20 protein-coding genes are annotated in these 21689 nt (G+C 62.8%); 12 read left to right on the top strand and 8 right to left on the bottom strand.

Annotated features, from left to right (window positions below):
- Positions 1-2: 2 nt before the first annotated feature.
- The 11 genes from nuoI (at position 3) to KUV26_RS00260 (ending at position 11132) form a co-directional block, all read left to right on the top strand.
- Positions 3-497, top strand: coding sequence for an NADH-quinone oxidoreductase subunit NuoI (gene nuoI / locus KUV26_RS00210; protein ID WP_222506945.1), 495 nt, complete (start codon positions 3-5; stop codon positions 495-497).
- The gene (locus KUV26_RS00215) at positions 494-913 is read left to right on the top strand and encodes a carboxymuconolactone decarboxylase family protein (protein WP_039190331.1); all 420 of its coding nucleotides are present in this window, start codon (positions 494-496) and stop codon (positions 911-913) included. The genes nuoI and KUV26_RS00215 overlap by 4 nt, the downstream gene beginning before the upstream one ends.
- The gene (locus KUV26_RS00220; protein ID WP_027237103.1) at positions 910-1512 is read left to right on the top strand and encodes an NADH-quinone oxidoreductase subunit J; all 603 of its coding nucleotides are present in this window, start codon (positions 910-912) and stop codon (positions 1510-1512) included. The genes KUV26_RS00215 and KUV26_RS00220 overlap by 4 nt, the downstream gene beginning before the upstream one ends.
- Before the next feature lie 4 nt (positions 1513-1516).
- Positions 1517-1822 carry an NADH-quinone oxidoreductase subunit NuoK gene (gene nuoK, locus KUV26_RS00225; RefSeq protein WP_008553673.1) on the top strand — a complete coding sequence of 102 codons (306 nt, stop codon included), beginning with the start codon at positions 1517-1519 and terminating at the stop codon, positions 1820-1822.
- 6 nt (positions 1823-1828) lie between these two features.
- Positions 1829-3907 (top strand): NADH-quinone oxidoreductase subunit L, encoded by a 2079-nt coding sequence (gene nuoL, locus KUV26_RS00230; protein ID WP_222506946.1) that lies wholly within the window; start codon positions 1829-1831, stop codon positions 3905-3907.
- Entirely contained in the window at positions 3907-5457 is a 1551-nt protein-coding gene (locus tag KUV26_RS00235) for an NADH-quinone oxidoreductase subunit M (RefSeq protein ID WP_222506947.1), read from the top strand. The genes nuoL and KUV26_RS00235 overlap by 1 nt, the downstream gene beginning before the upstream one ends.
- 15 nt (positions 5458-5472) lie before the next feature.
- Positions 5473-6912 (top strand): NADH-quinone oxidoreductase subunit NuoN, encoded by a 1440-nt coding sequence (gene nuoN / locus KUV26_RS00240; protein WP_222506948.1) that lies wholly within the window; start codon positions 5473-5475, stop codon positions 6910-6912.
- A gap of 71 nt (positions 6913-6983) precedes the next feature.
- Positions 6984-7730: a biotin--[acetyl-CoA-carboxylase] ligase gene (locus KUV26_RS00245; RefSeq protein WP_222506949.1), complete on the top strand. Its 747-nt coding sequence runs from the start codon at positions 6984-6986 to the stop codon at positions 7728-7730.
- Positions 7731-7742: 12 nt separating this feature from the next.
- Complete coding sequence (locus tag KUV26_RS00250) at positions 7743-8525, top strand: type III pantothenate kinase (RefSeq protein ID WP_222506950.1); 783 nt, start codon at positions 7743-7745, stop codon at positions 8523-8525.
- A complete protein-coding gene (locus KUV26_RS00255) occupies positions 8522-10189 on the top strand; it encodes a ribonuclease J (RefSeq protein ID WP_222506951.1) in 1668 nt (555 codons plus the stop codon). Before KUV26_RS00250 ends, KUV26_RS00255 begins: the two co-directional genes overlap by 4 nt.
- A 118-nt stretch (positions 10190-10307) precedes the next feature.
- The gene (locus KUV26_RS00260) at positions 10308-11132 is read left to right on the top strand and encodes a hypothetical protein (protein ID WP_222506952.1); all 825 of its coding nucleotides are present in this window, start codon (positions 10308-10310) and stop codon (positions 11130-11132) included.
- A gap of 88 nt (positions 11133-11220) precedes the next feature.
- Here the strand turns inward: KUV26_RS00260 and KUV26_RS00265 are convergent, their stop codons facing one another.
- The 5 genes from KUV26_RS00265 to KUV26_RS00285 form a co-directional block, all read right to left on the bottom strand.
- Entirely contained in the window at positions 11221-11400 is a 180-nt protein-coding gene (locus tag KUV26_RS00265; protein ID WP_222502144.1) for an RSP_7527 family protein, read from the bottom strand.
- 195 nt (positions 11401-11595) lie between these two features.
- Positions 11596-12993 carry a DEAD/DEAH box helicase gene (locus KUV26_RS00270; RefSeq protein ID WP_222506953.1) on the bottom strand — a complete coding sequence of 466 codons (1398 nt, stop codon included), beginning with the start codon at positions 12991-12993 and terminating at the stop codon, positions 11596-11598.
- A 183-nt stretch (positions 12994-13176) separates the two neighbouring features.
- Positions 13177-14118, bottom strand: coding sequence for a glycosyltransferase family 2 protein (locus KUV26_RS00275; protein WP_222506954.1), 942 nt, complete (start codon positions 14116-14118; stop codon positions 13177-13179).
- On the bottom strand, positions 14108-14863 hold the full coding sequence (locus KUV26_RS00280; RefSeq protein WP_222506955.1) for a hypothetical protein: 756 nt from the start codon (positions 14861-14863) through the stop codon (positions 14108-14110). The genes KUV26_RS00275 and KUV26_RS00280 overlap by 11 nt, the downstream gene beginning before the upstream one ends.
- A 38-nt stretch (positions 14864-14901) precedes the next feature.
- Entirely contained in the window at positions 14902-16509 is a 1608-nt protein-coding gene (locus KUV26_RS00285; RefSeq protein WP_222502148.1) for a peptide chain release factor 3, read from the bottom strand.
- Positions 16510-16758: 249 nt separating this feature from the next.
- Here KUV26_RS00285 and KUV26_RS00290 point away from each other — a divergent pair, with 249 nt between their 5' ends.
- Positions 16759-18213, top strand: coding sequence for an NADase-type glycan-binding domain-containing protein (locus KUV26_RS00290; protein WP_222506956.1), 1455 nt, complete (start codon positions 16759-16761; stop codon positions 18211-18213).
- Positions 18214-18266: 53 nt separating this feature from the next.
- Here the strand turns inward: KUV26_RS00290 and KUV26_RS00295 are convergent, their stop codons facing one another.
- The 3 genes from KUV26_RS00295 to KUV26_RS00305 all read right to left on the bottom strand — a co-directional run bounded on the left by KUV26_RS00295 (position 18267) and on the right by KUV26_RS00305 (position 21534).
- Positions 18267-18689: a response regulator gene (locus KUV26_RS00295; RefSeq protein WP_222502150.1), complete on the bottom strand. Its 423-nt coding sequence runs from the start codon at positions 18687-18689 to the stop codon at positions 18267-18269.
- A gap of 15 nt (positions 18690-18704) precedes the next feature.
- Entirely contained in the window at positions 18705-20510 is a 1806-nt protein-coding gene (locus KUV26_RS00300) for a CHASE domain-containing protein (RefSeq protein WP_222506957.1), read from the bottom strand.
- A 184-nt stretch (positions 20511-20694) separates the two neighbouring features.
- On the bottom strand, positions 20695-21534 hold the full coding sequence (locus KUV26_RS00305; RefSeq protein ID WP_261399691.1) for a glycoside hydrolase family protein: 840 nt from the start codon (positions 21532-21534) through the stop codon (positions 20695-20697).
- Between the last annotated feature and the right edge of the window lie 155 nt (positions 21535-21689).

Here is a 21689-nt window from a genome sequence, read left to right on the forward strand (position 1 = left end):
TGATGGCGAACATCGACTACACCCGCGCGGCCAAATACTTCCTGCTGCAGGATTTCTGGGTCGGCTTCAAACTGGGGCTGAAGTATTTCTTCGCCCCCAAGGCCACCCTGAACTACCCGCACGAGAAGGGCCCGCTGTCGCCCCGCTTCCGCGGCGAACACGCGCTGCGCCGCTACCCGAACGGCGAGGAGCGCTGCATCGCCTGCAAGCTGTGCGAGGCGGTCTGCCCGGCGCAGGCGATCACCATCGACGCCGAGCCGCGCGAGGACGGCAGCCGCCGCACCACGCGCTATGACATCGACATGACCAAATGCATCTACTGCGGCTTCTGTCAGGAAGCCTGCCCGGTGGATGCGATCGTCGAAGGGCCGAACTTCGAATTCGCCACCGAGACCCGCGAGGAGCTGTTTTACGACAAGGATAAGCTTCTGGCCAACGGCGACCGCTGGGAAGCCGAGATCGCCCGCAACCTGGAAATCGACGCGCCGTACCGATGACCGATCCCAAGAACCCTTTCGAGGCCATGATGGCGCAGGCCCAGCAGATGGCCAAGGCGTTCAACCCGGCGCTGGAGAACTTCTCGCCTTCCGAGGCTTTCAAAGAGTTCGAGGCGCTGTGGCCCACCATGCCCAAAGAGGTCATGGAAATGATGTTCGGCAACACCGTCAACAAGGACGGGTTGGATGCCAAGACCCGGCTGCTGCTGACACTGGCCGGGCTGACGATGCAGGGCGCGCAGGCCGACAGTGCCGTGCGCCAGACCGTGCGCCACGCCCTCGCGGCCGGCGCCAAGAAACAAGAGATCGTGGAAACGATCGGACAGATGTCGGTGTTTGCCGGCATTCCGGCCATGAACCGGGCGCTGGATCTCGCGCAAGGCGTCATGGACGACAAAAGGGACGATGAGACATGAGCGTTTTTGCCTTCTACCTCTTCGCCATCAGCGCCATCACCGGCGGGCTGTTCACCGTGATCAGCCGCCAGCCGGTGCATTCGGTGCTGTGGCTGATCCTGGCCTTTCTTTCCTCGGCCGGGTTGTTTGTGCTGCTGGGGGCGGAGTTCGTCGCCATGCTGCTGGTCATCGTCTACGTGGGCGCGGTCGCGGTGCTGTTCCTGTTTGTGGTGATGATGCTGGATGTGGATTTTGCCGAGCTGAAGGCGGAGATGGCAAAATACATGCCGCTGGCGCTGCTCATTGGCCTAGTGATCCTGATGCAGTTCGTGATGGCCTTCGGCGTTTGGGAAACCGCGCATAAAGCGCCTGAGCTGCTGGCCAATCCGGTACCTGCGGACCGCCACAACACCGAGGCGCTCGGCCTCATCATCTATGATCAATATTTCCTTCTGTTCCAGCTGGCGGGCCTGATCCTGCTGGTGGCCATGATCGGCGCGATCGTGCTGACCCTGCGCCACCGCACCGACGTCAAGCGCCAGGACGTGGTTGCCCAGATGATGCGCGACCCGGCCGCCGCGATGGAGCTCAAGGACGTGAAACCGGGGCAGGGGCTGTGATCCAATGATCGGACTTGAACATTATCTGACCGTCGCGGCGACGCTGTTCGTCATCGGCATCTTCGGGCTCTTCCTGAACCGCAAGAACGTGATCATCCTCTTGATGAGCATTGAACTGATGCTCCTGGCGGTGAACATCAACCTGGTCGCATTCTCCAGCTTCCTGGGCGATCTGGTGGGGCAGGTCTTTACCTTGTTCGTGCTGACCGTGGCCGCGGCTGAGGCCGCCATCGGCCTGGCGATCTTGGTCTGCTTCTTCCGCAACCGCGGCACCATCGCCGTCGAAGACGTCAACGTGATGAAGGGCTGAAGAACCATGGAAACCATCCTCCTCTTTGCCCCGCTGGTGGGGGCGGTGATCTGCGGCTTCGGCCACAAGATGATCGGTGAGAAAGCCGCCACCGTGACCGCGACGGCGCTGCTGTTCCTGTCGGCGCTGCTCAGCTGGATCACCTTCCTGTCGTTTGACGGGGTGACCCAGAACATCGAGATCTTCCGCTGGATCGAAAGCGGCTCGCTGTCGACCTCCTGGGCGATCCGCTTGGACCGGCTGACCGCAATCATGCTGATCGTGATCACCACGGTGTCCTCGCTCGTGCACCTCTATTCCTTCGGCTACATGGACCATGACCCGCAGTGGAAAGAAGGCGAGAGCTACAAGCCGCGCTTCTTTGCCTACCTGTCGTTCTTCACCTTTGCGATGCTGATGCTGGTGACCTCCGACAACCTGGTGCAGATGTTCTTCGGCTGGGAAGGCGTGGGCGTGGCCTCTTACCTGCTGATCGGTTTTTACTACCGCAAGCCCAGCGCCAATGCGGCGGCGATGAAGGCGTTCATCGTCAACCGCGTCGGCGACTTCGGCTTCGCGCTGGGTATCTTCGGTCTCTTCTTCCTGACCGACAGCATCAACCTGTCTGACATCTTTGCTGCAGCCCCCACGCTGGCGGAAACCCAGGTCTCCTTCCTGTGGACCGAATGGAACGCGGCGAACCTCCTGGCCTTCCTGCTGTTTGTCGGCGCGATGGGCAAATCGGCGCAGCTCTTGCTGCACACCTGGCTGCCGGACGCGATGGAAGGCCCGACCCCGGTGTCGGCGCTGATCCACGCTGCAACCATGGTGACCGCGGGCGTGTTCCTGGTCTGCCGCATGTCGCCGCTGATCGAGTTCGCGCCTGAGGCCGCGGCCTTCATCACCGTGCTGGGCGCAGCAACCGCCTTCTTTGCCGCGACCGTGGGTCTGGTGCAGAACGACATCAAGCGCGTGATCGCCTATTCCACCTGCTCGCAGCTGGGCTACATGTTCGTGGCGGCTGGCGTTGGCATGTACTCGGCGGCGATGTTCCACCTGTTCACCCACGCTTTCTTCAAGGCGATGCTGTTCCTGGGTGCCGGTTCGGTGATCCACGCCATGCACCACGAGCAGGACATGCGGAACTACGGCGCGCTTCGCAAGAAGATCCCCTATACCTTCTGGGCGATGATGATCGGCACCCTGGCTATCACCGGCGTCGGTATCCCGCTCAGCGGCTGGGTTGGCTTTGCCGGCTTCGTCTCCAAGGACGCGATCATCGAAAGCGCCTATGCGGGCGGCTCGATGTTCGGCTTCTGGGCGCTGGTGATCGCGGCCTTCATGACATCGTTCTATTCCTGGCGCCTGATCTTCATGACCTTCTACGGCGAAGCGCGCGGCGACAAGCACACCCACGACCATGCTCATGAAAGCCCCTGGACCATGCTGGTGCCGCTGGGCGTGCTGGCGGTGGGTTCCGTCACCGCAGGCATGATCTGGTACAGCAGCTTCTTCGGCCACGTCGATCAGGTCGGCAAGTTCTACGGCATCCCAGTGGCGGAAGCGTCCGCTGCGGCGCATGGCGAAGAGGCTGGCCACGGCGAAGACGCGGCACATGGCGGCGAGCACCACTATGTGTTTGCCGGCAAGCCGGGCGAGGGCGCTCTGTACATCGCGCCGGACAACCACATCCTGGAGGATGCCCATGCGGCGCCGAAATGGGTGAAACTGTCCCCTTTCATGGCAATGCTGGGCGGCCTGGTGCTGGCGCTGTGGTTCTACATCTGGAACCCGTCGCTGCCCGCGCGTTTGGCGAAGCAGCAGCGCCCGCTGTACCTGTTCCTCCTGAACAAGTGGTACTTTGATGAGATCTATGACGTGATCTTCGTCAAGCCGGCCGTGGCCATTGGCCGCTTCTTCTGGAAGCGCGGCGATGGCAGCACCATCGACGGTTTCCTCAACGGTCTGGCCATGGGCGTTGTGCCCTTCTTCACCCGTCTCGCTGGACGCGCACAGTCCGGTTACATCTTCACTTATGCCTTCTGGATGGTGCTGGGCATTGCCGCCCTGGTCACCTGGATGTCGATCGGCGGAGGAGCGCACTGATGGACAATCTCCTTTCTATTGTCACCTTCATCCCGGCGCTCGCGGCGGCCATCCTGGCCCTGTTCCTGCGCGGCGAGGATAAGGCGGCGCAGCGCAACGCGAAGTTTGTTGCGCTCTTTGCCACCACGATCACCTTCCTGGTGAGCCTGGGGATCTACTCCCAGTTCGACCCGGCCAACACCGGCTTCCAGTTCGTCGAGGACCGGGCCTGGATCTTTGGGCTGAAGTACAAGATGGGCGTCGACGGCATCTCGGTTCTGTTCGTGCTGCTGACCACCTTCATCATGCCGCTGACCATCCTGGCCAGCTGGCCGGTCACCGACCGGGTCAAGGAGTACATGATCGCGTTCCTGCTCTTGGAGACCCTGATGCTGGGTGTCTTCATGGCGCTGGACCTGGTGCTGTTCTACCTGTTCTTCGAGGCAGGCCTCATTCCGATGTTCCTGATCATCGGCATCTGGGGCGGCAAGGAGCGGATCTACGCCTCCTTCAAGTTCTTCCTCTACACCTTCTTCGGCTCGGTGCTGATGCTGGTGGCGATGGTCTTCATGTATGTGGATGCCGGCACAACCGACATCGAGACCCTGCTGACCCACAGCTTCTCGGCGGCGTCCTTTGACGTGCTGGGCTTGCATATCGTGGGCGGCGCCCAGACGCTGATGTTCCTGGCGTTCTTTGCCTCCTTCGCGGTGAAGATGCCGATGTGGCCGGTGCACACCTGGCTTCCGGACGCGCACGTGCAGGCGCCGACCGCGGGTTCCGTGGTGCTGGCGGCGATCCTGCTGAAAATGGGCGGCTACGGCTTCCTGCGCTTCAGCTTGCCGATGTTCCCGGTGGGTGCGGATGTGATGACCGATGTGGTCCTGTGGATGTCCGCGATTGCGGTGGTCTACACCTCGCTGGTGGCGATGGTGCAGGAGGACATGAAAAAGCTTATCGCCTATTCCTCGGTTGCGCACATGGGTTTTGTCACCATGGGCATCTTTGCAGCCAACCAGCAAGGCATCGACGGCGCCATCTTCCAGATGCTGTCGCACGGTTTCATCTCCGCCGCGCTCTTCCTTTGCGTCGGTGTGATCTATGACCGCATGCACACTCGCGACATCGAGGCCTATGGCGGCCTGGTGATCCGGATGCCCGCCTATGCGCTGGTCTTCATGTTCTTCACCATGGGCAACGTCGGCCTGCCGGGCACGTCGGGTTTCATCGGTGAGTTCCTGACCCTGATGGGCACTTTCCAGAAGAACACCTGGGTCACCGCAGTGGCGGCGACCGGGGTGATTTTCTCGGCGGGTTATGCCCTGTGGCTCTACCGCCGCGTGGTGTTCGGCGACCTGATCAAGGGCAGCCTGATGGGCATCCGCGACATGTCCGCGCGTGAGCGCTTCGTCTTTGCGCCGCTGGTCGCCATGACCCTGATCTTGGGGGTCTACCCGGCGCTGGTCACCGACATCATCGGCCCCTCGACCGAGGCGCTGATTGCAAACTTCAACCAGTCTCTGGCTGCTGCGGACACCGCGCCCGCAGCCACCCAGATTGCTTCGCATTAAGGGAGCATCAGGCAGATGATCCAAGCTGATCTTACTGTAATCCTGCCGGAGATCGTTCTGGCGCTGTACGCCATGGCGGCGCTGATCGGCGCCGTCTACACCGGCAAGGACAAGCTGGCGGTTCCGATGGTCTGGGCCACCGCCGCCCTGCTGGCGCTGGTCGCCTTTTGGATCGCCTCCAGCCCGGACGGCACCCAGACAGCGTTCAATGGCATGTTCATCGACGACGGCTTCTCCCGCTTTGCCAAGGTGGCGTTGCTGCTGGGCGCCTCCGCCGTGCTGCTGATCGGCCAGGAGTACATGGCGCGCCGCGGCATCCTGCGGTTCGAATACCCGGTGCTGGTGGCGCTGGCCGCGGTCGGCATGATGATGATGGTCTCCGCAGGCGATCTGATGTCTCTCTACATGGGGCTGGAGCTGCAGTCGCTGTCGCTTTACGTCGTGGCCGCCATGCGCCGCGACAGCGTCAGGTCGACTGAAGCGGGCCTCAAGTATTTCGTGCTGGGCGCGCTGTCTTCGGGCTTGCTGCTTTATGGCGCCTCGCTGGTCTACGGTTTCGCCGGCACCACCCAGTTCGCGGGCATCATCCAGGTGGCGGAGCAGGGCCATATGTCCATCGGCATGCTGTTCGGCCTGGTCTTCATGATTTCCGGCATGGCGTTCAAGGTCTCGGCGGTTCCGTTTCACATGTGGACCCCGGACGTCTATGAGGGCTCGCCGACCCCGGTCACCGCTTTCTTTGCCACCGCCCCCAAGGTCGCGGCCATGGGCTTGTTCGCGCGGGTGCTGTTCGATGCCTTCGGCGGCGCTATCGCCGACTGGCAGCAGATCATCGTGGTGCTGTCGGTTCTGTCGATGTTCCTGGGCGCCATCGCGGCGATCGGCCAGCGCGACATCAAACGGCTGATGGCGTTCTCCTCCATCGCCCACATGGGCTATGCGATGATCGGCCTGGCTTCCGGCACCGAGCAGGGCATCACCGCGATGCTGGTCTACCTGGCGATCTACGTCACCATGAACATCGGCACCTTCTCCTTCATCCTGATGCTGGAAAAGGACGGCAAGCCGGTCACTGACATCCTGGCCCTGAACCAGTTCGCCGCGCGCGAGCCGGGCAAGGCGCTTGCGGTGCTGATCCTGATGTTCTCGCTGGCAGGCGTGCCGCCGATGCTGGGCTTCTTCGCCAAGCTGGGCGTGTGGCAGGCAGGTGTGGACGCAGGCCTGATGGGGCTGGTCATTGCTTCTGCCGTGGCCTCTGTTATCGGTGCGTTCTATTACCTGCGGATCGTTTTCTACATGTATTTCGGCACCGGCGAGGACGATGTGTCCGCCAAGGGCGCTCCGGTCCTGGGGCTGGCGCTGATGGCGTCCGCCGCGATGATGCTGGTGGGGGTGGTCTATCAGTTCGGCATCGACAGCGCCGCCGCTGCTGCAGCGGCAACCCTTGTAAATTGATCTGCTTTTCAGGCAGGCTGAAAAGGCCCGGTCGCGCGACCGGGCCTTTTCGCACTTTGTAAGGAATGCAGATGAGCTGGCCAGCAGGATACGGGAAACGGGTGCTTGACGAGGTGGACAGCACCCTGAACGAGGCCGCCCGCATTGCCGGGGAACTGGCGGGACCGGAATGGATCCTGGCATTGCGCCAGACCCAGGGCAGGGGGCGCCGCGGCCGCGACTGGAAGGATCCCAAGGGAAATTTTGCCGCCACCCTGGTGATGCGGCCGGAAGGCTCGCCGGACCAGGCCGCGCTGCGCAGCTTCGTCGCCGCGCTGGCGGTTTATGACGCCTGCGTTGCGGTGACCGGCCGCAGCGAAGGCCTGTCGCTGAAATGGCCTAATGATGTCCTGCTGAAGGGCGGTAAGCTGGCGGGTATCCTTTTGGAGAGCGCAGGCAACGGCAATGGCGTCAGCCACCTGTTTGTCGGGATCGGTGTCAATCTCGTGGAAACCCCGATGCAGGAATGGCTGGAACCCGGCGCGGTCTGGCCGGTATCGCTTTTGTCGGAGACCGGCGTGCAGGTCACGCCGGAGGAGTTTCTGGATGCCGTTGCCGGCGCCTTTGCCCGTTATGAACAGCAGTTCTCGACCTACGGGTTCGAGCCCATCCGCACTGAATGGCTCGCGCGGGCGGCAAAGCTGGGCGAGGTGATCACCGCCCGCACGGCGTCGTCGGAGACCGAAGGCACCTTTGAAACGGTGGACGCCAGCGGCAACCTTGTCCTAAACACCGCCAAGGGCCGCGTCAGCATTCCCGCGGCGGACATCTATTTCTAGGAAGGGGCAGCAATGCTTCTGGCAGTTGATTGCGGCAATACCAATACCGTCTTCTCGATCTATGACGGGGAGAAGTTCATCGGCATGTGGCGCACCGCCACCGACTGGCAGCGCACGGCAGACCAGTATTATGTCTGGCTCAACACGCTGATGCGGCTGCAGGGGATCGAGGCGGATATCACCGACATGATTATCTCCTCCACCGTGCCGCGGGTGGTGTTCAACTTGCGTGTGCTGGCGGACCGCTACTTCAACACGCGTCCCTTGGTGGTAGGCAAACCCGAATGCCTGCTGCCCGTCGCGGTGCGGGTGGACGAGGGCACTGCCGTAGGGCCTGACCGGCTGGTCAACACGGTTTCAGGGTTTGACACCTATGGCGGCAACCTGATCGTCGTGGATTTCGGCACTGCCACCACCTTTGACGTGGTAGCCGAGGACGGTGCATATGTCGGCGGGGTGATTGCACCGGGCGTGAACCTGAGCCTGGAGGCGCTGCACCAGGCCGCCGCCGCGCTGCCCCATGTGGACATCTCCAAGCCGCAGAACGTGATCGGCACCAATACCGTGGCCTGCATGCAATCGGGCGTGTTTTGGGGCTATGTCGGCCTCGTCCGCGAGATTTGCACCCGTATCAAGGCAGAGCGCGCTGTGCCGATGAAGGTTATCTCAACAGGCGGGCTGGCGCCTTTGTTTCAGCAATCCGCTGATCTGTTCGATGCATTTGAGGACGACCTCACCATGCACGGGCTGCAGATCATCCATAAATACAACAAGGAAAATGGTACTGACGCATGAGCAGTGATAGATTGATCTACCTGCCCCTCGGCGGGGCGGGTGAAATCGGCATGAACGCCTATGTTTACGGCTATGGCCCGCAGGGCAAGGAGCGGCTGGTCCTGGTGGATCTGGGTGTGACTTTCCCGGACATGGACACCACCCCAGGCGTTGACCTGATTATGCCGGACATCACTTGGCTGAAAGAACGCGCCGACCGGCTGGAAGGAATCTTCATCACCCACGGGCACGAGGACCACATCGGTGCCATCGCGCATCTTTATGCCCACCTGAACGTGCCGGTCTACGCCCGCGCCTTCACCGCCAACCTGGCGCGCCGCAAGATGGAGGAGGCCGGCCACGACCCGGCTAATGTGCACACCGTGCAGGCCTGGCCGGAAACCACCAAGCTCGGCCCCTTTGCCATCGGCGTTGCCCCGATGAGCCATTCGATCCCTGAAAGCGGCGCGCTGGTGATCGATAGCCCGGCAGGCCGCGTGGTGCACACCGGCGACTTCAAGCTGGACGCAAACCCGCTGGTTGGCGAACCCTTCGATCCGGAGATGTGGGCGGAGATCGCCAAGGATGGCATCCAGGCGCTGGTCTGCGACTCCACCAATGTGTTCTCGCAGCATCCGGGCCGCTCGGAATCCGAGCTGCCGGAAGAAATCACCAAGCTGTTTTCCGAAGCCAAGGGGCTGGTCGCCGCCACTACATTCGCTTCCAACGTGGCGCGGGTGAAAACCCTGGCCGAGGCTGGAGTGAAGGCGGGCCGTTCCGTGGTGCTGCTGGGCCGTGCCATGCGCCGCATGATTGAGGCAGCGGTGGAAACCGGTGTGCTAGTGGATTTCCCCAAGGTGATCAGCCCCGAGGACGCTGCCAATGTGCCGCGCGACAACCTGATGCTGATCACCACCGGAAGCCAGGGCGAGCGCCGCGCCGCCACCGCGCAACTGGCGCGCGGCAAGTACCGCGGGCTTGAGCTGAAGGAGGGCGATCTGTTCCTGTTCTCCTCCAAGACAATTCCGGGCAATGAAAAAGGCGTCATCCGCATCATCAATCAGTTCTCCGAAATGGGTGTCGATGTGGTCGATGACAGCTCCGGCCTCTACCATGTCTCCGGACACGCTAACGGCCCGGACCTGGAGGAAGTGCACAAGCTCTTGAAGCCGAAGATTCTGATCCCGATGCACGGCGAGCACCGCCACCTGCGCCAGCACGCCCGCCTGGGCGAGGAAAAGGGCATCGCCAGCGCCGTGGTGGTGAACGGCATGATGATGGACCTGACCGGCGATGCGCCCAAGGTGACCGAGTGGATCGAAACCGGCCGCACCTATCTGGATGGCACTGTCAAATACGGCGCAATGGACGGCATCGTGCGCGACCGCATCCGCATGGCGCTGAACGGCCATGTGCTGGTGACGGTGATCCTCGACGAGGAAGACGAGCCGCTGGGCGAACCCTGGTGCGACCTCAAGGGCCTGCCAGAAACCGGGACCTCCAATGCCGCTCTGGTGGAGGTTCTGGAGGAAGACCTGAACCAGTTCCTGATGCGGGCCGGCGCCAAGACCCTGCGCGATGACGACAAGCTGGAGCAGGAACTGCGCCGCATCGCCCGCCAGAGCGCCTTTAGCGAGATCGGCAAGAAGCCCGAGGTGACGGTGGTGGTCAGCCGCATGCGCTGACCCGCCGGACCCGGCTTTGCAGGGCAGGGTGGTGCTCCCGCCCGGCCCAAGCCGCATCAAAGATGCAGCAGGCCCCGTTGGGCCAGGCGCCGCGTGCCCTGACGGGCCCGCGGCGCTGTTGCGTCTGGCGGCGGGCCGATTGGACTGCCTCGGGAAGTGTTATCAAGGCGCAGATTTCATGACGGATAATAGAGTAGTCCAGCATCCCAGCTACAAGGTGCCCATGCTGACCTGGTGGGAAGGGATCTATGACCAAGTGTTTGTCGCGCTGCATCCCTTTTACCGGATCCGGAAAGCGGGGGTGTCGGTTTCTCCCGCCGGCAGCGAAATCTATGAAGATGTCCTTCCTTGCGATGACCGGCCGGAGAATTTCTGTGACATGATTAAGTCACGCGGAGAAGCGGTCTCCTGGGCGGAGGTTCATCAGGCTGTCGCGCCGGACCTGCCGAGGAGTGACGTTTACCTGGCGATCTGGCTGCTGGCTTGCATCGGCTATCAGGACCGCGCCGGCATTGATCTGCAGAAGCGGCTGGCCGTCTACTGCCAGGCAAACCGGCTGTATTTGCCGGAGGACGACGGGCTGGCCGCCATATTGCAGCCCGTTGTGCAGGAGTTCCTCTCCTGTTTCGGCTGCCGGGACGTCACGGCTTGGGACGAGTTCAGGCACCACAGCGAAACGGTGCCGCTTTCGGTATTCAGAAAAGCGGAGCCCTGCTACTGGCTGCCGCAAAGCATCACGAGTCCGGCCGTTTGGGGGCTGCACCTACCGAATCCCGGAATTCTGATGACCTGGGGCTTTGATGGCACAGAGGCCATTATTGCCATGACGAGCAGGACGCTGGAAATGGCCAGGCCCGAGAATTTCTTCGAGGGCTGGTACGCGGATGCCGGGACCTTTGCGGACGTGTTCAATCCCGTTGAGTTCCTGAAACGGGAGCAGTGACATAGGTTGCTAAAATGGAAACGCCGCGGCCCCCCAGGGGCGCGCGGCGTTTGCGATTCCATGCTTCTGCCAGAGTCCGGCAGGAGCGTCAGCCGTGCAGCGGGCGGGCGCAGCTGGGGCAGGAGACCACTTTGCGCGGGGCGCTGAACAGGGCGCGGAACAGGCTGCGCATCATGCTGGCGAAAGCCTGGGCGCGCAGCTCATGGGCGCGGGCCTCGATGGCCTGATACTGGGAAATGCTCAGGGTTTTGGTGTCGTTGGTGGTCATGGCGTGGCCCATCTCAAATGGCGCGTTTCAGTGTTTCGCCAGCAATACGCCGCTTTGCGGGGGATTACGCCAGCCAAGATCGAAAACCCGTTATGCTGCAACTGCAAAGGTCACTATGCTGCGAGTGCAAAGCAGCTGCGCAACGAAAAAGGCCGCCCCAGGGGGGCGGCCTGAAAACTGTCTGGTTCTGACGGATCAGCTGGCGCGGCGCTCGGCGAAGCTGAGCGCGATAAAGCTCGGCAGATGGTCTCCCATACCGACCACAGCCTTGTCGTCGCGCTTGCCGTGCTTGCCGCGGCCCGAGGAGCGCTCCACCTTCTGCGCAGGCTTCTCGTCCTTGCGGCGCTCACGGCTCTCGTCCTTGCGGTTTTCGTCCCTACGGCTCTCGCGGGTGTCCGTGTCCGGCTTGGCGGAACGGGCCGGCTTTTCCTTCTTGGGCTCCGGCTTGACCGGGTTCTCCAGCCGCGGGATTTCCTTCTGGATCAGCTTTTCCACCGCATCCAGCGCCTTGTCGTCCCGCGGGATGCAGATGGTGATCGCCTTGCCCTCGCGGCCTGCACGGCCGGTGCGTCCAATGCGGTGGACATAATCCTCGGCATGGCCTGGAACGTCGAAGTTGAACACATGGCTGACGCTCGGCACATCCAGACCGCGTGCGGCCACGTCAGAGGCCACCAGAATGCGCAGGCTGCCCTCACGGAAGGCATCCAGTGTCTTGGTGCGCTGGCTCTGGTCCAGGTCGCCATGGATCGCGGCGGCGTCATAGCCGTATTTCTTGAGCGATTTCGCGCAGATATCCACATCCGTCTTGCGGTTGCAGAAGATGATTCCGTTGGTCAGCTTGTCGCCTTCGGCGTCGATCAGGGCGCGCAGAACCTTCCGCTTCTCGCTGCCCTCGCGGTCGCGGCGCGATGCCTTGAACTGCACCACTGCCTGTTCGATGGTTTCCGACGCGGTGGCCTGGCGGGCCACTTCGATGCGGGCCGGACCCGACAGGAAAGTGTTGGTGATCCGCTCGATTTCCGGCGCCATGGTGGCCGAGAAGAACAGCGTCTGGCGGGTGAAAGGCGTCAGCGAGAAGATGCGCTCGATATCCGGGATGAAGCCCATGTCGAGCATCCGGTCGGCTTCGTCCACCACCATGATCTGCACGCCAGTGAGCAGTAGCTTGCCGCGTTCGAAATGGTCCAGCAGGCGGCCCGGGGTCGCGATCAGAACATCTACGCCCTTGTCGATCAGCGCGTCCTGCTCCTTGAAGGAAACGCCGCCGATCAGCAGCGCCTTGGTCAGCTTCACGTGTTTGGCGTAGGTGTCGAAGTTTTCCGCCACCTGGGCAGCCAGTTCGCGGGTGGGGCACAGCACCAGGCTGCGCGGCATCCGGGCTCGGGCGCGGCCGCGGGCCAGAAGCGTGATCATCGGCAGCGTGAACGACGCGGTCTTGCCGGTGCCGGTCTGGGCGATTCCCAGAACATCGCGCCCCTCCAGCGCCGGCGGGATGGCCCCTGCCTGAATCGGTGTGGGGGTTTCGTACCCGGCTTCCTCAATAGCTTTGAGGACCTTGGGATTAAGGTTCAGATCGGTGAATTTTGTCATATGCATCCGTCATTGCGGACACTGACCTGGCCCGCGCGTGTGTGTTGCAGCCGGCTCCGCAAAAGGTCATGCGGTGTGGCAGCTGCCGGCTCGAGGCGGGGCATAGCAAAATCCCATGCGCAGGTCAATTAATGCTGGATTTCGCAGGGTTTTCGCTCACCGGATTGGCAAAATGGAAACAAATCAGCCGAAACCGGGGAAGTGTTTTTGCCGTTTCTCCTCCAGGCCAAGGGGGCGATTCCTCAAAAGGCCGCGCTCCTGCAGCCTGCGGTAGACCGCCGGGTCCTTGGCGCTGATTTCGTCAAAGAAACTGCGCAGGCCGTTTTCACCGTGTTCCTCCTCAATCAGCGACAGCAGCTCATGCGTGTTGAGCCCGCCGATGATCCGGGCATAACCCGGACCAAGCTCTGGCCGGTAGGAGCCACGCTCAAGGCGGTAGCGGTAGACGGATTGCCAATGCTCCCAGCTGGCCGCATGGCAATGGCACAGGTCGGCCCGGACCAGTTCGTGGCTTTCAGCAACGGTCCCGCTCTCCTGAAACAGGTTATGAATCCGCAGTTCGGCGTTGGGCAGGCCTGTTCTTGCTATGACCTTGCCCGCGGTATGGCTCAGGAAACCGCCTTTCAGAAAACCGCCAAAAGCTGGGTAAACCGCCCGGACTTCCGCCTCCCGCTCCGGTCCCTTCGGAACCATCGCCTTGAATTCGTCCTCGCGTCCCGCCAAGGCCTCCAGCGGACGCACCCGGGCGCTTAGGACGCCCTGCGGCAGTGCAGCCAGCATCTGCCCCAGATCGCAGGACGGCCACAGGAATTCATCCACGTCAATATGTGCGATCCATTCCGTCTGGATTCGCTCATAAGCGTGGGTTGCATTCAGTGTCTGGCGGACCTGGTGCTTGACCGGACGGTGCTTCTTGAGCCGCTTCCAATGGCTGGCGTCACAGGTGGTGACCCTGACCTTGGGATGCTGTTTCAGGTGCGCATAGGCTTCCGGGTTCGGCTCATCCAGATAGATATGCAGCCGGTGGGCGCCCAGGTCGAGATGATAGGCGGCAAAATCCAGAATGGCCCTGGTGTCAGCCTTGATGGTGCTGACGATGCCCCATTTGACAGGCTCAGCCGTCATCGCGACCTGTCCTGTTCTTGTAGCGCTGGATACGGCCAAAGATGCTGCGCGGGTCGCTCATCACCATCCGCAGCATCTGCACACCCAAGGGGCGCAGAACCGCGTCATTCTCGGCATGGCGCCACAGCCGGGCGAGCAGGTTCATATCCAGGTCGCCCCGCTCCAGCGCGTAGGGGACCATGCCAAAGGCCAGATCGTCCGGTTTCGGACCGCCGCGCTGCCTGGGAAACCCGACGCTGTTCTTGCGGCGGCTTTCGCGGCGTTCGCTGTCGTGCAGCTTGATCAGGTCGAACAGCAGCATCAGCCCCTGGCCGCCCAGGCGCTGGTCGATGGTTTCCCCGTGATCGGCAAAGGTGGTTGCGGCGGCGATAAGCCAGCGCACCGGCAGCCCGGCGGCCAGGTCTTTGCCATGCTCTGTCCAGATGCGCAGGAACAGCTGCCGGGCCAGCGGGTGCGGCGGCTGCCGGCGCAGTATTGCTATGCATAGCGCGTGCAGCGCCCACAGCTCCGGCTGTCCGGAAAACTCCGCCCGCAGCAGAGCTTGCTTGCGCAGAGCGTTGCAGCGGTCCTCAGCCATGTCCGACGTGTCGGGAACCTCAGAAATCCGCTGTTCGAGGAGTGCCGTCAGGTCGCAATCTGCGGGCGGCAAGGCTGCAAGCGGGTTGTCAAACGGCCACTCCCGCTTTTCCAGCCGACGCATCAGGGTGAAGAACCCGCCAGGGTAGTTTTCTTGATCCAGGTCCATGGCGGGTTTCAATATTTTTGGGTCCAATGACTGCGCGGTTACACCATCATTTCCTTGGTCGCGGTCAGATTCAAGTCCGGATAATCGCGCACCACCCGGTCGATGTCCCATTGCAGCCGGGTCAAATAGACAATGTCGCCGTCGTGGTCATGGGCGATGTGCTGCTTATTGGCGTTGGTGAACTTCTCCACCGCCGCCTTGTCGCCGCTGACCCAGCGGGCCGAGGTGAACTGGCTGGCCTCGAAGCGCACCGGCAGCCCGTATTCCATCTCGATCCTGCTGGCCAGCACCTCGAACTGCAGCTGGCCGACCACGCCGACGATGAAACCGGAGCCGATCGAGGGTTTGAACACTTTGGCGGCGCCTTCCTCGGCAAACTGCATCAGCGCCTTTTCCAGGTGCTTCGCCTTCATCGGATCGCCTGCGCGCACGCCTTGCAGCAGTTCCGGCGCAAACGACGGGATGCCGGTCACCCGGATCGCCTCGCCCTCGGTCAGCGTGTCGCCGATGCGCAGCTGGCCGTGGTTCGGGATGCCGATGATATCACCGGCCCAGGCCTCCTCCGCCAGCTCCCGGTCAGAGGCCAGGAACAGCACCGGATTCGACACCGCCATCGGCTTCTTGGTGCGCACATGGGTCAGCTTCATCCCGCGCTTGAAATGGCCCGAGGCCATCCGCACGAATGCCACCCGGTCGCGGTGCTTGGGGTCCATATTGGCCTGCACCTTGAACACGAACCCGGCGACCTTTTTCTCATCCGGCGCCACCTGCCGCGGCTCGGCAGACTGGGGCTGCGGCTCGGGGCCGTATTTGCCGATACCGTCCATCAGCTCCTTGACGCCGAAGGAATTGATCGCGGAGCCGAACCAGATCGGGGTCATGTGGCCCTCGAGCACCGACTGCGGGTCCAAGGCGGGCAGCAGCTCACGGGCCATTTCGACCTCTTCCAGCAGCTTTTCCAGCAGGTGCGCGGGGACATGCTCGGCCAGCTTGGGGTCGTCCAGGCCGTTGATCTCGATGCTTTCCGCCACCTTGTTGCGGTCGGCGCGGTCCATCAGCTCCAGCCGGTCGCGCAGCATATCGTAGCAGCCGATGAAGTCGCGGCCGACACCGATGGGCCAGCTGGCCGGGGTCACGTCGATCGCCAGCATTTCCTGGATTTCGTCGATGATCTCAAAGGTGTCCCGGCTTTCGCGGTCCATCTTGTTACAGAAGGTGAGGATCGGCAGGTCACGCAGGCGGCAGACCTCGAACAGCTTCTGGGTCTGGCTTTCCACACCCTTGGCGCCGTCGATCACCATCACCGCCGCGTCCACCGCCGTCAGCGTGCGGTAGGTATCCTCGGAAAAATCCGAGTGGCCCGGCGTGTCCACCAGGTTGAAGCGGAAGCCGCTGAAATCGAAAGACATCGCCGAGGCCGAGACCGAGATCCCGCGGTCCTTTTCCATCTGCATGAAGTCCGAGCGCGTGCGCCGCGCCTCGCCCTTGGCGCGCACCTGTCCGGCCATCTGAATCGCGCCGCCGTACAAGAGAAACTTTTCAGTCAGCGTGGTCTTGCCGGCGTCCGGATGCGAGATGATCGCAAAGGTCCGGCGGCGGGCAATTTCGGGCGGCAGTTCGGGGCGGTTTGTGACGGAATCCAGCATGAGCGCGCGTATAGCAGGAATGCCGAAAGAGGCAAGAAAAACGGGGCGCGGCCCCGTGCTGGTTTGAAGGCTGGCAGGCACGGTTGAGGCACTAAAAACTACGCAGCTGCGCGCGCGCTGCGGCCACTCTTGCGCCGTGCCTTCTGGGACATGCGGCCGCGCGCACTCCGCTGCCGCAATTGATTTTTTCCGCCGTCTTTGCCTAGATGGCCGCAAGCCCTTGTTTGCAAACCACGGGAAAGAGGCGGGATGCTGCATCGATTTTGGCTGATCCGGGCCGCGGCCGCAGGCGCGGTCCTCGTTCTTGTCACGCTCGCCGGTGCGGCGGCCCGGGCCGGGGAGCGGATCGCGCTTGTCGTAGGCAATTCGAACTACGCCCATACCGCTCCGCTGGCCAATCCCGGCAATGACGCGCGGGTGATGGCTGGGGCACTGGAAGGGGCGGGATTCGAGGTGACCACGCTTTTGGACGCGGATCTGGGCGGCATGAAACAGGCGCTGTTGCGGTTCGGGCGGCGGCTGCGCGGCGACGGGGTGGAGGCCGGGCTGTTCTATTATGCCGGGCACGGCGTGCAAGTGGACGGGGAGAACTATCTGGTGCCGGTCAGCGCCGCCATCACCAGCGAGGATGAAATCGACCTGGAAGCGGTCAATGTGAACAGCTTTCTGCGGGTGATGAATTCATCGAATGCCAGCATCAACATCGTCATTCTGGATGCTTGCCGCAACAATCCCTTTGCCGCCTCTGCCCGATCGGCGGCGCGGGGGCTGGCACCGGTGGATGCGCCGCGCGGCACGCTGATCGCTTATGCCACTGCGCCGGGCGACGTGGCGCTCGATGGCAGCGGCGCGAACTCCCCCTATACCAAAGCGCTGGCCGGGGCGATATCGGCAGGCGGCGGCCGCACGATCGAGGCCGTGTTCAAGGCCGCGCGCAGCGAGGTGCTGGCTGCCACGCAGGAGCGGCAGGTGCCGTGGGAGACCAGCTCGATCACCGGGGACTTCTATTTCCACACCCGTCCGGCGGCGGCACAGACCGGCAGCGCACCGGCAGCCCTGCCGGCGGACAGCATCAGCCAGAAATACCGGCTGGCCGAGCGGATCAATACCCGGGCCGCCTGGCAGGCGTTTGTGGAGGCTCACCGGGAACAGCCGGAGAATTTCTATGTCATCCTGGCACTGGAGGCATTGGCCGGCCTTGATGCGCCGGTACCCCAGCCCCAACGGCATCTGCCGCTGCCCGCAACTCCGGCCTACAGCTGCCACCGGGGCCGCTTCGGCACCGTTGGCGGCGAGCTGTGCGTGTCCTCCCATCTGGCGCCCCAGGGGCGCAATGCCTACTCGGGGGCGATGCTGTCGGACGGCAGCGCCAGCACCGCCTGGGTAGAAGGCCGGGCGGATGACGGCGAAGGGGAGGTCCTTCGCTTTGCCTTTCCGGGGCCGCAGCAGGTCAGCCGGGTGCTGATCGCCAACGGCTATGGCAAGAGCCGGGATATCTTCCTGAAAAACAGCCGGGTCCGGTCGATGACGGTGCAGACCTCGGCCGGCTTCCGGGGCGAGGTGGAGCTGCAGGACCGGGACGGCCTGCAGGAGCTGAGCCTGCCGCCTTTGGGGCAGGTCACCTGGATCACCTTCACCCTGACCGGGGTGTACCACGGGACCAGGTACCGGGACACCGCGATCAGCGAGATACAATTCCGCTGACCCCGCCCGCCCAGCCGCTGCTGCGGCATGGCGCCCCGCCGGCCGCGCTGGTGTCAGCGGCCGGCGCTCTGGGGCGGGGTGCAGATTTCCCACATGTCCTGCAGAGCGCTCAGCACCTCCTTGGTGGCGGCTGAAGAGCTTGGCTTGACGATGTAGCCGCTGACATTGCGCTGATAGGCGCGGGCGATGTCATCGGGGTTGCCGGACGTCGAGAACATGAAGACGAAGCTGCTGGCGATCTCCTTCCTGGCGCGCAGCTCGTCCAGGAACTCATGCCCGTTCATGCGCGGCATGTTGATGTCCAGCAGGATGAAGAATGGCTGCGGCAGGATCTGGTCCTGCTCCGAGGTCAGGATTTCCAGCGCTTCCAGCCCGTCGCAGGCCCGGACAACCCTGGCGGAGGGGCTGTGTTTCTTCAGGATGCGCTCCATGATGAGCGCTTCCACGTCATTGTCCTCGACCAGAAGGATATTCATTCGGTGATCTCCACGTCAGGCGGCTTGGGCTTGCGGGGCGGCGGGGGCTCCGGCGCCGGCCTTTGGCCAGCTGAACCGGAAGTCGGCGCCTTTGCCGGTGTCTGAATGCAGGGTCACTTCAAAACCGTGCCGTTCGACCGATTTCTTCACGATGGCGAGGCCGATGCCGGTGCTTTCCGGCTGGCCCGGGCACCGCAGGGTCTGAAAGACCTCGAAAATCTTCCTGTGGTATTCCGGTGCGATGCCGGCGCCGTTGTCGCGGACCGAGACATCGTAGCGGAGGCCTGCATCCTCGACGCGGACGGTGATTTTCGCGGTGTCCGGCGACGGGTGGTACTTGACCGCATTGCCCACCAGGTTTTCCACCACGCGGGCAAAGTTGAACGTGTCTGCTGCAATCTGCGCCACGTTGCCGTGCAGTTCCAGCTGGCTGCCGGCCAGTCCGAAGTCGGAGCGGAGCGTTTCGGCCATCCTGCCCAGGCAGAGCGGTTTGTCCTCAGACGAGTGTTTGCCGGTGCGGGCATACTCCATGACCCCTTGGGTGAGCTCATTCATCCGGTCCACGCGTTCGCTTATGCGGGCCAGGTTGGCGGCCACTTCGGGGTCCGCATCAGCCGATCGGAAATAGTCTTCCAGGTCTTCCTGGATCATCTCCGTCAGCGTGCCGATGCTGCGCACCGGCGTCTTCAGGTCGTGGGAGGTGATATAGACAAACTGCTCCAACTCCTCGTTCGCCTTCTCAAGTTTCACGCTCTTTTCCTGCAGGTCGGTGGTAACCCGCGCTGCGTAGGCCCTGGCGCGCTGGCTGGAGCGGGCCATCATGAACAAAAGGGAGATCACCAGCGCTTCGATCACGAGGCCGCCAATCAGGATAAGTGTCGGCTGCGAGTAGGAATGCGCCTGGCGGAACCCGAGGGTGGTGCGGAAATCTATGGTCCAGGTGCGGCCGTAAACCTCCAGCTCAACTGTCTCAGTGAACTTGGGGGCCGGGTCGTGCTGAGGGTCCTCAGGATCATGTTCATTATAGATCAGTTGCCCCTGGTCGCTGATGCTGAAACGCACGTTCCTGAGTTCCTTGGACAGCAGGCCGGCCATCAGCTTGCGGACCACAAAAGGCGCGTAGACCAGGCCGTCAAAGCTTTGCTCGCGTTCGTGGCGGCCCGCGGTGTCACTGCCCGAGTAGAACGGAGCATAAAACAGGAACCCCGGCGTGCTGCTTTCGTCCTGCACCAGAACGATCGGGGCGGTGATCCGGGCCTCGCCGGTCGTGCTGCTGGCCAGGGCTGCCTTCCGCCGGTGGGATTCATGGGCGACGTCCAGGCCAACCGCTGCGGCATTCATATCCTCGGGTTCAATAAAGGAGATGGGCAGCCGGACGCTGTTGTCATGGGCCGGGTAAACTGAAAATTCCGGCCGTTCGCTGCGCCGGGTCCGCAGATAGGCATTATACTGGCCGGGACCGACATGATGGATGATGCCGATCCCATTGATGCCGGGATATCTTTGATCCACCCGCAGCGCGCGCGCGAAGTCCTTCCATTGCCGGTAGGTCATGTCGCCGCCATGGGACTGGACCGCGGAGACGCCGGCCCACAGGGCGTCCTCGTACTTTTCCATCCGGGCGGAAATCAGCCCGGCGGCCTGATCACGGGCGGCCTTAAAGGCGTTTTCGATGCGGGTGTCGGTCTGCGCGCTGGCATAGACATAGGCGCCAAGCGTCATCATCAGCGAGAGGCCGATGACAAGAGCATGAACCAGGGGCAGGTGGCTGTCCCGGAGGAGGCGGTGCCAGCTTCCGGTACCGGGGAAACTTTTCATCATCAAAATCACACCCTTTACGCAGCGGCTTTATTCTGCTTTGGCGCGATTTAATAAATGGTAAACGGCTGTAATGGTTGTGATGAAATAGTCCGGCGCAGATCCTGCGGGCCGTCAGCCGCGCGACAGGAACAGCCCCAGGTTCAGCCAGGCTGTTTGACGGACGCCCCGGCAGCATTGCAGCGGATCAATTGCTGGCGACCTGCAGTCCCGCTGCGCGGCTGACGGCCCGGGTGAAGGCATCGCCTGAGGGCGTCAGGGTCAGGTCGTCGCGCAAGAGATTGATTTGCGGCGCGCGGCCCTGCCAGGGGTAAGGGTTGGCTGCAAACCAGGCGTGGCGTTCGACAAAGGGCAGGCGCTCCATCATCGCAATTGCCTTGCGGGCAAAGGCGGCGTTGCCGGCGTGGCTGGCCGCAGCGGGGCGGGACCAATCGATATGGGCGAATTCAGTCACCCAAACCGGGCGGCCGTATTCGCGGTGCACGGCGCGCAGCCATCGCTCAAAATCGCCGACGTTGCCGTCTTCGGAGTAGTAGTGAACAGCGATGAAATCGACACGCAGCCCCTTGCCCTCGGCCTGGTCCATAAAGCGTCGCAGCCAGGAGTTGCGCCCCAGGGTTCCGGACTGGGTGGTGGCCGGGCTGCCCAGGCGCAGCCCATGGCGTTCCAGTTTCGGCCACAGTTTGACCGCCTTGTCCACGGTCATGCCGGCTTGGTGGCCTCCGGTATGCCCGTCGGGTTCGTTAAAGCCGAGCAGAGCAGTCACTTTCCGGTCCGACCGGATGCGCTTGTTGACATCGCCTGCGCCATGGATCATCGGCACAAATTCGACAGAGCGGTTCTGGCGGCCCCTGTGGTACATCTGGTCCGGCCGCCAGTTGTAGTACCAGCCGAGACCCGGCGTGTCCTCTATCCAGCTGAGGATGCTGTTGCTGGAATTCTCCCAGGCGCCGACGCCTGCTTTCTGCGCCGCGGCAGGCCATGCCAATAGCATGAGCCCCAACGTGAGGAAAATGTGCCTGATCATACTGCTCTCTTGTTGTTGCCAGCAGCATAGCAGGATCTGGTAGGTGTGTCAGGTCGATGCTACTAGATACAGATGCAATTGGCGGCAATTTGCCCGCATCTGTGCAACTGCCTGAGGTGAAAGGGAAACCGTTTGTCCGCCGCTGCGGCTGCGCG

This window comes from Leisingera daeponensis, assembly GCF_019801465.1.
Taxonomy (GTDB): Bacteria; Pseudomonadota; Alphaproteobacteria; order Rhodobacterales; family Rhodobacteraceae; genus Leisingera; species Leisingera daeponensis_A.